Raw genomic sequence first — 13,253 nt, 5'->3', positions numbered from 1 at the left:
AAGTCAGAAAGAAGATTATGGAAATTTCATTATTAACGGACATTGGCCAAAAGCGGTCAAACAACCAAGACTTTGTTAATAAATTTGTTAACCAAGCTGGTGTTACCCTTGTCGTTGTTGCAGACGGAATGGGTGGACACCGAGCTGGTAATATTGCCAGCGAAATGTCAGTAACGGACCTTGGTCGTGATTGGATCAACACAGATTTTCGTGAATTAAGTAAGATTCGTGATTGGATGATTGCTGCTATTGATGCAGAAAATCGTAAAATTTATGAACTCGGTCAAAATGAAGAGTACAAGGGCATGGGAACAACTATTGAAGTTCTTGCCTTTGTTGATAATGCTGTGATTTTTGCCCATGTTGGGGATTCACGTATTGCTCACATTCGTAATGGTGAATACAAACAATTGACAAGTGACCACTCTTTGGTAAATGCCCTTATCAAGGCTGGTCAATTGACAGAGGAAGAGGCAGCTGTCCACCCGCAACGTAATATCATTACGCAATCTGTAGGACAATCTGCCCCAATTGAGGCGGACCTCGGTGTGCAACAATTGGAACCTGGAGACTATATTTTAGCGAATTCAGATGGATTAACAAATATGATTTCAACTGATCAGATTGTTCATATTGTCAACAGTCCTGGATTTGTCGAAGAAAAGACTAGCCGTTTAGTGGCAGCTGCTAACGAGGCAGGTGGTCTTGATAATATCACAGTTGCTCTTGTTAAGATAGAAAGTGAGGAAGGATAATGATCCAAGTCGGCAAATTGTTTGCTGGACGTTATCGAATCCTTAAAGCTATCGGACGTGGCGGTATGGCGGATGTTTATCTGGCTAACGACCTGATTTTGGATAATGAAGAAGTGGCTATCAAGGTGCTTCGGACCAATTATCAGACCGATCAGGTGGCTGTGGCGCGTTTCCAACGGGAAGCGCGTGCCATGGCAGAACTCAGTCATCCAAATATTGTTGCGATTCGAGATATTGGCGAAGAAGACGGCCAGCAATTCTTAGCGATGGAATATGTGGACGGTTCGGACTTGAAGAAATATATTCAAGATCATGCACCTCTATCTAACCAAGACGTTGTGCGTATCATGGGAGAAGTTCTCTCTGCCATGACTCTTGCCCATCAAAAAGGGATTATTCATAGGGATTTGAAGCCGCAAAACGTTCTTTTAACAAAGGATGGAACGGCTAAGGTGACCGATTTTGGTATTGCAGTGGCCTTTGCTGAGACGAGCCTGACTCAGACCAATTCTATGTTAGGTTCAGTCCACTACCTGTCTCCAGAGCAAGCGAGAGGGTCTAAAGCTACTATTCAGAGTGACATCTATGCTATGGGTATCATGCTCTTTGAGATGTTGACAGGACATATCCCTTATGATGGTGACAGTGCAGTTACCATTGCCCTCCAACATTTTCAAAAGCCTCTGCCATCGATTTTGGCTGAGAACCATAACGTTCCTCAAGCTTTGGAGAATGTGGTTATTCGAGCGACAGCTAAAAAGTTAGAAAACCGTTACAACAGCACTCTGGAAATGAGCCGTGACCTTGTGACGAGTCTTCATCCTAGCCATAGTCGTGATGCTAAGGTAGTCTTTGATGACATGACGGATACTAAGACCTTGCCTAAGGTTGATCCAGTTCCGTCAGCAACCCTTGAGAAAAAGGCTGCTGCTCAACCATCAGAGCCTACACCAACCCAAAGTAAACACCCAAGGAAAAAACCTTCTCCAGCTAAAAAGAAGAAAAATCTCTTTTCAACTCTACTCAAGGTTTTCCTAGGACTAGTCTTTATTGGCATTATCATCTTTGCCTATTTGGTATTTACTAACCCAGATAATGCTCAGGTGCCAAATGTTGTCGGACAAGAGTTGTCAACGGCTCAGACGAAACTTGAAAGTGCAGGCTTTAAGGTCGGTGATGTCAAAGAAGTCGAGGATGATTCTGTCGACAAGGGCAAGGTTATCAAGACAGATCCTACAGCTGGAACGACTCGTAAAGAAGGAACAAGCATTGATGTCTATGTTTCTTCCGGCGACAAAGGATTCACTCTGAAAGATTACAAGGGCAAAAACTACAAGGATGCTGTCAAAGACTTAACCTCAAATTATGGGGTATCTGAAGATCAAATTGATATTCAAAATGTCGAAGATGATAGTGCCGATGAAGGTGAAATCTTGTCACAGAGCCCTGGTAAGAATAAGACCTTTAATCCTAAAGATTCTAAGGCTAAGATCAAGTTCCGTGTGGCAACACCTAAGACCATCACTATGCCTGATGTAACAGGCTTGACAGTTTCAACAGCAGTGCAGACCTTGAACCGTAAAGATATTTCAAGTAGTAATATTGAATATCACGACTATAATACAGGCGCCAAGTTGGATAAGGATAAGGTTCCTAGTAGTACTGAAGTTCTTTATCAAGATCCACAAGTTGGTACTGCCGTTGATGGTACGGTGATTCTCTACGTTTCTATCACAACAGCAAGTTCAAGTCTTCAATCAAGCTCAACAAGTACGACTCATTCGTCATCTACCAGCTCAAGCACTGAAAGTACATCTTCAAGTACAGAAACATCTACAGAAGCTACCCACACAGAACAACAATAGACTGCTTGTCATTGAGACGCTCTGAAAAGATAGGAATGGTTTTATGTATGCGAACGAAGCAAGCATAAACCGAGACTTTTGACTACGATAACTATGCCTGAACTTTAGAGTTTCAGACGTTCGGAAGCTTCATGATTGTAGTCATGAGACTCCAAAGGGTTTCGCTGACGTTTGTCTTTATCTAAGGAAAGTCTCAACAGAATTAATATCAAAGAGAGGTTGTGAGACCTCTCTTTTTCTACACTTTTTGTCAATTGGCCTAAAATTTGATAGAATGAAGCCTGTATACTTTTATGTGAGAGGTCCTTATGACCAAATTTAATTTTTTCTTGGTAGTGGAAGCCTTACTTTTGACTTTAGGGTTAATCACTATCTTTAACAATGATATTACCAGTTTTATTTTTATTTTAGTCTTGACTCTCTTGGCTATCCGTTTCTTTAATAAAGAGTCTAAGAGTGATTTTGTCTTGACCATTAGTTTAATTTCACTTTTTTTGGTTTCCATGTGGAATGTCTATGTGGTACTTGCTATCTTGGTGGGTGTAGCCTATGTCATGATTAACCATTTTTCACAGGTTAAGAAAAAGAATCGCTATGCCCTCATCAAGTTCAAAGAAGACGATTTAGATCCCCGGGCTGTGAGAAATCAATGGATTGGGACACGTATGGAGCCAGTGAGTGATCGCTATGATTTTGATGACATCAATATTATCCGTTTCTTTGGGACAGATGTGATTGATTTGACTCAGGTTATTGTTTCAGGTAGAGACAATGTTGTGATTCTTCAGAAACTGTATGGGCCAACGACGGTCTTGGTGCCCATTGATGTTTCTGTTAAACTTAACATTTCTGCTATTTATAGCTCTGTCACCTTCTTCAATGAAGATGAATATGACCTTCGTTATGAAAGTTTGACCTTGCAAGGTGCGGAGTATGAGCATGCCTATAGAACAGTCAAATTGATTCTCAATGTGGGAGCCGGGCCAGTGGAGGTACGTCGTAAATGAAGAAACAGTACCTATTTTTAATCCTTATTTACTCGGTTGTTGTCCTGGTCGGTGTCACCTTGGTTGTGATGGACAGTTTCAATCTCAATTTTTCATTGGTTTTTGGCAGTCTTTCCCAAGCGTTTCACTTTCTTTTTAACATGTTCTTTGTGGTTCTGAGTTTGCTCATTCTGCTCTATATCCTGTGGGCTATTGCTAATGATAATAGTATGCGTTCGGTCAATCAGGATTTGCGTCGGATTATCAATAACCAATCTGTTAAGCGCCAGGGAGATATTGAGTTAGACAAGAACATGATGCGCCTGTCTCATAAGATGCGCAAATTGACTGAAGACCTGCAAAAGACTGAGAATGCTCAGGCCCTTCAAAGCCGTGATATTATTAAGAAGGAGCGAGGTCGTATTGCTCGTGATCTTCATGATACGGTGAGTCAGGAACTCTTTGCGGCTAGTATGATTCTGTCTGGGGTCTCTCAAATGGTGGATCAGCTGACTAAGGAGGACCTCCATAATCAGATACAGGCGGTGGAAGCCATGCTTACTGATGCTCAGAATGACATGCGTGTTTTACTTTTGCATCTTCGCCCGACTGAGCTTGAAAACAAGACCTTGCAAGAAGGTTTGCAGATGATTCTTAAGGAGCTAACCGATAAATCCAATATTCGTGTGATATACAAGGATATGGTTAAGAAAGTGCCTAAGCGGATTGAAAATAATCTCTTTAGGATTGCCCAAGAGTTTATCTCTAATACCCTAAAACACGCCAAGGCTAGTCAAATAGAGGTTTATCTCTACCAAAATAGTCAGGAGATTCAGCTGAAAATGCTGGATAATGGTGTTGGTTATGATTTGAATGCCTCGACTGACGAAATGAGTTACGGACTGAAAAATATCCAAGAACGTGTCGATGAAATGGCTGGGACCGTACAGTTCCTATCTGCTAAAGGTAAAGGAACCTCCATTGATGTTCGTGTGCCAATATTGAGAGGAGAAAATAATGTCGAATAAGATAAGTGTGATTTTGGTCGATGACCATGAAATGGTCCGTTTGGGCCTCAAGAGTTTCTTGAATCTTCAAGGAGACGTAGAAGTGGTTGGAGAGGCAGGTAATGGCCGTGAAGGTGTCGACCTGTCTTTGGAATTACGTCCAGATGTGGTTGTAATGGACCTTGTCATGCCTGAGTTAGATGGCGTACAAGCCACTTTAGAATTGCTCAAAGAATGGCCTGAAGCTAAAATTTTGGTTTTGACCAGTTATTTGGACAATGAAAAAATTTATCCGGTCATTGAAGCGGGTGCTAAAGGTTACATGCTCAAAACTAGCAGTGCGGCAGAAATTCTCAATAGTATCCGTAAGGTTTACCGTGGTGAGGAAGCTATCGAGACTGAGGTAGACAATAAGATTAAGTACCACGATAGTCATCCGGATTTACACGATGACTTGACAGCACGTGAACGTGATATCTTGGCGCTTTTGGCTAAAGGCTATGACAATCAAACCATTGCTAATGAACTCTTTATTTCCTTGAAGACTGTCAAAACGCACGTTTCGAATATCTTGGGTAAACTCAACGTAGATGATCGTACACAAGCAGTAGTCTATGCTTTTAGACATCATCTGGTATCACAAAACGATGATTAAGGCGGTTCATGTCAACTTGACTGTAAAAAAACTGTCCAAGAGTCTTTGCTTAAAGAAAATTTTTTTCTGATTTTGTCAGTCAAATATATTGACTTTATGTCTAGCAAGACATACAATAGAATTATCCTAAAACTTTTCTTTTTTCATATGAGGTCACTCAACCTCGTATCATCCATCTAAGTGCTCTTAGATGATGAAATCTCCTAATTCAAAGCAATCGGTTAACCGGTTGTTTTTTTGTGAAAAAATGTTAAAAAGTGTTGACAGTCATCCTATCTTTCTGTAAAATAGTAAGAGTCTTTTGGGGTATAGCCAAGCGGTAAGGCAAGGGACTTTGACTCCCTCATGCGTTGGTTCGAATCCAGCTACCCCAGTTTTATCTGAGGGTAAAAAGATAAACTATGGTCCGTTGGTCAAGGGGTTAAGACACCGCCTTTTCACGGCGGTAACACGGGTTCGAATCCCGTACGGACTATTAGTACCAGCTAGAGAAAGCTGGTTTTTTTGTATCCTTTTTGATAGAATAGAGAAGCTAATTGGCCAAAACAAGACCATTCATGCTACTCTAAAATTAAAGTCAATAGAAGCATCTGACGTGACTAAAAAGACTCATGTGATGATGACAGACATAGGTTCGCCTTGCCTTAAAATAAGAATGCCCAAGCGATTCACTGAAGTTTTTCACCTTTCTAGCAAGGAAGAGTTTAAGTTACTGCTTACTTTGATTGAGAAAAATAAATAAGGAATTTAAATGACATATTATAACGTTGGAAAGATTGTAAACACACAGGGCTTACAGGGGGAACTCCGTGTTTTGTCTGTAACGGATTTTGCGGATGAACGTTTTAAGAAGAAAAGTCTCCTAGCCCTTTTTGATGACAAAGACAACTACATCATGGATGTTGAAGTTGCTAGTCACCGTAAACACAAGAACTTTGATATTGTTAAGTTTAAGGGACTCTATCATATCAATGATGTCGAAAAGTACAAGGGGTACAGCCTCAAAGTTGCTGAGGAAAATCTAACAGACCTTGATGATGGGGAGTTTTACTACCATGAAATAATTGGTCTTGATGTTTATGAAGGGGATACCCTCATCGGTCAGGTTAAAGAGATTCTCCAACCGGGGGCCAACGACGTTTGGGTAGTGAAACGCAAAGGCAAGAAAGACTTGCTCCTGCCTTATATTCCTCCAGTGGTTCTCGATGTTGATGTTGCGGCTGGCCGTATTGAGGTTGAGCTTATGGAAGGATTAGACGATGAAGATTGATATCTTGACGCTATTTCCAGATATGTTTGCTCCCTTAGAGCACTCCATCGTAGGCAAGGCCCAGGAAAAAGGTCTCTTGGAAATTAACTATCATAATTTCCGTGAGAATGCAGAAAAGGCTCGTCATGTGGATGATGAACCCTACGGTGGCGGACAAGGCATGTTACTTCGTGCTCAACCTATTTTTGATACCTTTGACAAGCTGCAGGTGACTAAACCTCGTGTCATTCTCTTAGATCCTGCAGGACGTACCTTTGACCAGGCCTACGCAGAAGAATTGGCTCAAGAAGAGGAGTTGGTCTTTATCTGTGGCCACTATGAGGGCTATGACGAACGCATCAAAACCTTAGTGACGGACGAAATCTCGCTAGGGGACTTTGTCTTAACAGGTGGAGAGTTGGCTGCTATGACCATCGTAGATGCGACTGTCCGCTTGATTCCAGAGGTTTTGGGTAAGGAAGCTAGTCATAAGGATGATAGTTTTTCATCAGGACTTTTGGAGTTTCCACAGTATACTCGTCCAGCTGAATTTCGTGGTATGAAGGTACCTGATGTTCTCTTGTCAGGACATCATGTCAATATTCGACGCTGGCGGATGGAGCAAAGTTTGCGTAAGACCTTAGAGCGTCGACCAGATCTTTTGGAAAACTATGATTTTACAGATGAAGAACGTCAGATTTTAGAAGAGATAAAAGCAGAAGGAAAATAAAATGTCAGAAGAAATGATTTACGATATCACCATTATTGGTGGTGGACCAGTCGGTCTTTGGGCAGCTTTTTATGCTGGCCTACGTGGCATGACTGTTAATATTATTGAGAGTTTGTCAGAGCTTGGTGGTCAGCCTGCCATTCTCTACCCAGAAAAGAAAATCTACGATATTCCGGCCTTTCCTCAAACGACAGGTGCGGAATTGACAGAGAACCTTTTGATTCAGCTCAAGCGTTTTGAAGACCGTGTCGATATTCATTTGAAAGAGGAAGTACAAACCTTTGAGAAGACGGATGGTGTCTTCACGATAACGACTAGTAAGGGTCAACACTTGTCTAAGGCTATCGTCATTGCTTGTGGAAATGGTGCTTTCGCTCCACGTCCTTTGGGTGTGGACAATGAAGAAGATTATGCAGATAATAACTTGTTCTATAATGTGCATAGTCTGGACCAATTTGCTGGCAAGAAGGTTGTGATTGCTGGTGGCGGTGATTCAGCCGTTGACTGGGCCAATCACTTGGATGGTATTGCTGAGAGTGTGACCTTGATTCACCGCCGTGATGCCTTCCGTGCCCATGAGCACAGTGTTGAGTTACTTCATCAATCGTCAGTTAACGTGATGACGCCTTATGTACCGCTTGAAATTAAAGGCGAAAATGGTCTCGCTCAGAGTTTGACGGTTCAAAAAGTGAAGTCAGACGAGGTTGAGGAATTGCCACTGGATTCCCTGATTGTCAGCTTTGGTTTTTCAACTAATAACAAAAATCTTCGCAATTGGAATGTCGATTACAAACGCTCTAGTGTTACTGTTAACGCTCAGTTTGAAACCTCACAAGAAGGGGTTTACGCTATCGGTGATGCAGCAGAATATGAAGGCAAGATTGATTTGATTGCGGTTGGTATGGGTGAAGCCCCTATCGCTATTAACCAAGCTATCCAATATATTAATCCAGATGGTAAGAACCGCCCAGTTCACTCAACGTCTTTGATTGAAGAATAATTTTAAAAGAAGACTTTGCTTTCAATTTCAAGAGAGACTTGTCTCTCTTTTTTCATGTTTAAAAACGTGGTATAATACAGCTATGGCTAGAACGAAAAAAACAAAAAAGGGGACGGATTCTAAGAGCAGTAAGAAGCGGCCCACAAAAGCAGAATTAGACAGACAGAAGGCGATTAAGCGGATGCTATGGACCTTCTTTTTTGCCTTTGTCTTAATTTTCCCAGTCTTTCGATTGGGTTTCTTTGGGATAACACTCTACAATTTCTTTCGTGTGTTTGTAGGCAGTCTGGCTTATCCATTGATTTTTGCCATCTATGTCTATCTTTTTGGGTTTAAATGGTTGCGTAAACATAGCAATTATGTGACGGGATTTTGGATGGCTTTTGTAGGCCTCTTGATAGAGTTTCATGCCTATCTCTTTACCTTAGATCGTATGGATGGTCTAGATATTTTCCCTGGAACGATGGATTTGCTTTTTGGGGAATTTGTGAGTGTGCAGGTAGCTCGCTTCACAGGGGGAGGTTTGTTAGGTGCTCTCTTGTATAAGCCTAGTTACTTCCTCTTTTCAAATCTTGGTAGTTTCATGATTGGTGGCTTGTTCATTCTCTTGGGTGCTTTTATTATGAGTCCCTGGGATGTTTTGGATGTCATTGATTATGCTAAAGCAGTATGGCAACGAGGTGCTGAAAAGCGTTTGGAACGAACAGCTCAACGGCAGGAGAAGAAGGCAGAGCGTCAGGCCCAGAAAGAGCGTGAAGCGCAAGAACGTGCTGAGGAAGAACGTCTGGCTGATTTGACCGTTGATGAAGAGACTGGCGAAATTTTAGAGGACGAAGCAGAGGAATTACCGAAAGAAGCCGAGATTTATACTCCCGAACCAGAAATCAGTGATTATGCCTCTGAGGTCTACGATGACAATTTTCCTCCAGAGGATTATGAGGATTTTCAAGCGAACGTCCCTCCTTATCCAGAAGATTTGCCAACCGAAGAGTTTCCACCATCTATGGTGGTTGAGGGCGATGATGCTCCTGTTGAGGTAGATTTTACACCTAAGGAGCTCTTGCAGTACAAACTCCCTACTATCGATCTTTTTGCACCGGACAAACCTAAAAGTCAGTCTAAAGAGAAAAACATTGTTCGTAAGAACATACGTATCCTTGAGGATACCTTCAAGAGTTTCAACATTGATGTCAAGGTTGAGCGGGCCGAAATTGGGCCATCTGTGACCAAGTACGAGGTCAAACCTGCTGTTGGGGTTCGGGTCAATCGTATATCCAATCTAGCGGATGACTTGGCTTTGGCTCTTGCCGCAAAAGATGTCCGTATTGAGGCGCCTATTCCTGGAAAATCTTTGGTTGGTATCGAAGTTCCTAACTCTGAGATTGCGACGGTGTCTTTCCGTGAACTTTGGGAGCAGGCTAAGACAGATCCTAATAAACTCTTGGAAGTTCCTCTTGGTAAGGCGGTTGACGGTTCGGCTCGTAGCTTTGATTTAGCTCGCATGCCTCACTTGTTAGTGGCTGGGTCAACAGGTTCTGGTAAATCAGTTGCGGTTAACGGAATCATCTCAAGTATTCTGATGAAGGCTCGCCCAGATCAGGTTAAGTTCCTTATGGTTGATCCTAAAATGGTTGAGCTCTCTGTTTACAACGATATTCCCCATCTTCTCATCCCTGTGGTGACCAACCCACGTAAGGCGGCTAAGGCCTTACAAAAAGTGGTGGATGAGATGGAAAATCGTTACGAACTCTTTAGTAAGTTTGGTGTACGTAACATCGCTGGCTACAATGCCAAAGTTGAAGACTGGAATGCCCAATCGCAAGAGAAACAGATTCCTTTGCCTTTGATTGTGGTTATTGTCGATGAGTTAGCTGACTTGATGATGGTGGCCAGCAAGGAAGTGGAAGATGCTATCATCCGTCTGGGACAAAAGGCGCGTGCAGCAGGTATCCACATGATTCTTGCCACCCAACGTCCATCAGTTGATGTTATCTCTGGCTTAATTAAGGCCAATGTACCTTCTCGTGTGGCCTTTGCCGTGTCTTCTGGAACAGATAGTCGTACCATTTTGGATGAAAATGGAGCTGAAAAATTACTCGGACGTGGGGACATGCTTTTCAAACCTATTGATGAAAACCATCCCGTTCGTTTGCAAGGGTCTTTCATTTCTGATGATGATGTGGAACGCATTGTGACCTTTATCAAGGAACAAGCCTCAGCTGACTACGATGAGAGCTTCGACCCTGGTGATGTTTCTGAAAATGATTTTGGAGGAACTTCATCTGCCAATGGTGGGGGGTCAGAAGGCGATCCGCTTTTTGAGGAAGCTAAGGCTTTGGTATTGGAAACGCAAAAAGCAAGTGCATCCATGATTCAACGTCGTCTATCAGTTGGTTTCAACCGTGCCACTCGTTTGATGGAAGAATTGGAAGAAGCAGGTGTTATCGGACCAGCCGAAGGTACCAAACCTCGTAAGGTTTTGATGACTCAAGAATAATGATTTAAAGTGGCCTGTAGCCTATAATATTCTAAAATGACTAAAGGATATGAGAAATAACTGCGTTTAGTGGATTTCTCATATCCTTTTTTTATTGGTAGGGAGAATAGTTCTTACTTTAGAAAAAAACGCTTTCAAATTCACCTTTATTTTGTGTTATAATGAGTGTATGTATTACTTAGATAGAAAAGGAGAAAAAATGGACAACAGGGTAATCGTTCATTTTCACAGTATGAACGGTGAATATTCAAAATATAGCATGTGGAGGTGGCTAGATGGCTACTGGGGAAAGGATGCGTTTTTTTCAGGCCAAGATGACTTTGGCTTAATTGGAGAAGTATCATTTCCAGCATCCCGTTTTATTGATTCTGTAAATTTGTTGGTAAAAAGCGGGAACTGGTCTAGTCAAACACATGATTATCATATTCGTCGTTTTTTGGGGGATGCTCCCAATGAGATTTGGTTGGTAGAGGGAGATCCTGAAGTTTACTATTCAAAGCCAGCTGCTTTAACTAGCAGTTGCTTTACTGAACGTGACCATCATGCCTTTGACATGGCCATTCGTAAGAAAGAATTCGATCAAAAATGGGGCTTTCAAGGCTGGTTAGGTCACAAATATCATGCCAAAGAAACAGAATTTCGTTTGTGGGCTCCTTTGGCTCATCGTGTTCAGGTCCTCATCTATAGAAAAGATGGAAAACGTCCTCGCATCATTAAAATGAAAAGAGGGACAAGTATCAACAAGGATCACCATCAGTTAAATAATCAGGGTGTGTGGACAGCTAAAATCAAACAAAACTTAGATGGAGTGGCTTACCAATATCGTGTGTATCATGAAGAAAGATTCTACCAAGACACACGAGATCCTTACAGCCTGGCACTTAGCTTAGATAACAAAAAGAGTCTGGTCGTTAATCCAGAACGAATGATTCCAAAGGGCTATCAAAAAGTCACAAAAGCCAATGCCCACTGGCGAACAAAAAATCCTTGTTCTGCAGTCATTTGTGAAATGCATATCCGTGACTTCTCTAAGTCAAAGACTTCAGGAGTCAAAGAAAAATACAGAGGAACCTACCTCGGTGCTTGTCAAGAGGGAACAAAGAATGCTCATGGTGATGTGACTGGATTTGATTACATCAAGGGCATGGGATACAATTACATACAATTGCAACCTGTTTTTGACCACCATAAGACCTATGACGAAAAGGGCAATATCCTATACAACTGGGGATACGATCCTGAAAACTATAATGTTCCCGATCGCCAGTTTGCCGCTGACCAAAAGAATCCTTTAGCCCCTATCTTAGAACTGAAGAATATGATTCAGGCCTATCATAAGGCAGGTATTGGAGTTATTATGGACGTTGTTTATAATCACACCTACTCTTCTTACAGTTCACCCTTCCAATTGTCTGTACCGGCTTATTATTACCGTATGCATGACAATGGTTCGTTTCAAGATGGTTCTGGTTGTGGAAATGAAACAGCGAGTGAAAAGGAAATGTTTCGTAAGTATATGATTGATTCCTTGACTTACTGGGTTGAAGAATTTGGTGTTGATGGTTTTCGTTTTGACCTAATGGGATTGCATGATGTTGAAACAATGAATGCTGTCCGCTCAGCCATGGATGCTATTGATTCCCGTATTTTACTCTATGGTGAAGGATGGGATATGGGAATAGGTTTAGCCAGTGAACAAAAGGCTAAGAAGGATAATGCAGCCCTCCTTCCTCGTATAGGTTTCTTTAATGACAATTCACGTGATGCCGTTAAAGGGGCAGAAGTATATGGCCATATCAGTAAAGGTTTTGTTTCAGGTGCTCCAACAGAAGATAAAATTGCTAAGAGTCTCTTGGGAAGTCGTGGCTTTGTCAATTACTTGATGCCAGGACAAGTATTAAATTATATTGAGGCTCATGATAATTATAATCTTAACGATCTCATGAATCACTTACATCCTGAAGATTCTGAAGAAGATATTGAAAATCGTATTTACTTAGCTAATGCTTTAAATCTGAGCATGCAGGGAATGTGCTTCATGCAACTTGGTCAGGAGTTTCAACGGACTAAGATGGTGGGAACTGGACCTGATGGTGCCATTACCAATGAAGATGAACAACGTGCTATGAATAGCTATAATGCGCCAGATGAAGTTAATCAGGTGGACTGGAACCAAGTTACGCTTAAAAAAACTTTGATTGCCAAGGTTGCTAAGTTGATTGAAAGAAAAAAAACAAGTCCTGAATTTTCATACCATAGTTTCGCAGAAATTTATGATAATCTTTTTGTATTTAAAGCGGAGTATGACTCAGGTATTGTGGAATTACATGTTTCTGGTCATCTAAATAAAGCATTTGTTTTTAACAATGTGAAAAAAAGTTTAGATATTTTCTGACAGGGCATAGAAAATATGATATAATTTAGTAAACGCTTACATAGAGGCTTTGATAGCTCACGCATTATCTAGAAAAGTTTTAGTGTAGTAGAATTATCAATTTTCAGGAAGGAG

10 protein-coding genes and 2 tRNA genes are annotated in these 13,253 nt (G+C 41.5%); all 12 read left to right on the top strand.

Annotated elements, in window-relative coordinates; genetic code table 11:
• Positions 1–17: 17 nt before the first annotated feature.
• The 12 genes from PCY14_RS00140 (at position 18) to pulA (ending at position 13,139) form a co-directional block, all read left to right on the top strand.
• Positions 18–755 carry a Stp1/IreP family PP2C-type Ser/Thr phosphatase gene (locus tag PCY14_RS00140; RefSeq protein WP_037613505.1) on the top strand — a complete coding sequence of 246 codons (738 nt, stop codon included), beginning with the start codon at positions 18–20 and terminating at the stop codon, positions 753–755.
• Positions 755–2,620, top strand: a complete 1,866-nt coding sequence (gene pknB, locus PCY14_RS00135) for a Stk1 family PASTA domain-containing Ser/Thr kinase (RefSeq protein ID WP_164376330.1) — start codon at positions 755–757, stop codon at positions 2,618–2,620. The genes PCY14_RS00140 and pknB overlap by 1 nt, the downstream gene beginning before the upstream one ends.
• Positions 2,621–2,928: 308 nt before the next feature.
• On the top strand, positions 2,929–3,627 hold the full coding sequence (liaF, locus tag PCY14_RS00130; RefSeq protein ID WP_002889373.1) for a cell wall-active antibiotics response protein LiaF: 699 nt from the start codon (positions 2,929–2,931) through the stop codon (positions 3,625–3,627).
• A complete protein-coding gene (locus PCY14_RS00125; RefSeq protein ID WP_002889372.1) occupies positions 3,624–4,634 on the top strand; it encodes a sensor histidine kinase in 1,011 nt (336 codons plus the stop codon). The genes liaF and PCY14_RS00125 overlap by 4 nt, the downstream gene beginning before the upstream one ends.
• The gene (locus PCY14_RS00120) at positions 4,624–5,268 is read left to right on the top strand and encodes a response regulator transcription factor (RefSeq protein ID WP_002889370.1); all 645 of its coding nucleotides are present in this window, start codon (positions 4,624–4,626) and stop codon (positions 5,266–5,268) included. Before PCY14_RS00125 ends, PCY14_RS00120 begins: the two co-directional genes overlap by 11 nt.
• 302 nt (positions 5,269–5,570) lie before the next feature.
• Positions 5,571–5,642 (top strand) — tRNA-Gln (locus PCY14_RS00115).
• A gap of 29 nt (positions 5,643–5,671) precedes the next feature.
• Positions 5,672–5,743 (top strand) — tRNA-Glu (locus tag PCY14_RS00110).
• A gap of 276 nt (positions 5,744–6,019) precedes the next feature.
• Positions 6,020–6,538, top strand: coding sequence for a ribosome maturation factor RimM (rimM, locus tag PCY14_RS00105; protein ID WP_008535143.1), 519 nt, complete (start codon positions 6,020–6,022; stop codon positions 6,536–6,538).
• The gene (gene trmD, locus PCY14_RS00100) at positions 6,528–7,247 is read left to right on the top strand and encodes a tRNA (guanosine(37)-N1)-methyltransferase TrmD (RefSeq protein ID WP_021146191.1); all 720 of its coding nucleotides are present in this window, start codon (positions 6,528–6,530) and stop codon (positions 7,245–7,247) included. Before rimM ends, trmD begins: the two co-directional genes overlap by 11 nt.
• A 1-nt stretch (position 7,248) precedes the next feature.
• A complete protein-coding gene (locus PCY14_RS00095; RefSeq protein ID WP_021152334.1) occupies positions 7,249–8,247 on the top strand; it encodes an NAD(P)/FAD-dependent oxidoreductase in 999 nt (332 codons plus the stop codon).
• Positions 8,248–8,329: 82 nt separating this feature from the next.
• Complete coding sequence (locus PCY14_RS00090; RefSeq protein WP_164376331.1) at positions 8,330–10,744, top strand: DNA translocase FtsK; 2,415 nt, start codon at positions 8,330–8,332, stop codon at positions 10,742–10,744.
• Between the two features lie 199 nt (positions 10,745–10,943).
• Complete coding sequence (gene pulA, locus PCY14_RS00085; RefSeq protein ID WP_081102604.1) at positions 10,944–13,139, top strand: type I pullulanase; 2,196 nt, start codon at positions 10,944–10,946, stop codon at positions 13,137–13,139.
• The last annotated feature ends 114 nt before the right edge of the window (positions 13,140–13,253 follow it).

The organism is Streptococcus sp. SV2, assembly GCF_030440175.1.
Lineage (GTDB): Bacteria > Bacillota > Bacilli > Lactobacillales > Streptococcaceae > Streptococcus > Streptococcus raffinosi.
Note: the sequence above shows the minus strand (reverse complement) of the source record. Positions and strands in the feature narration are given on the sequence as shown.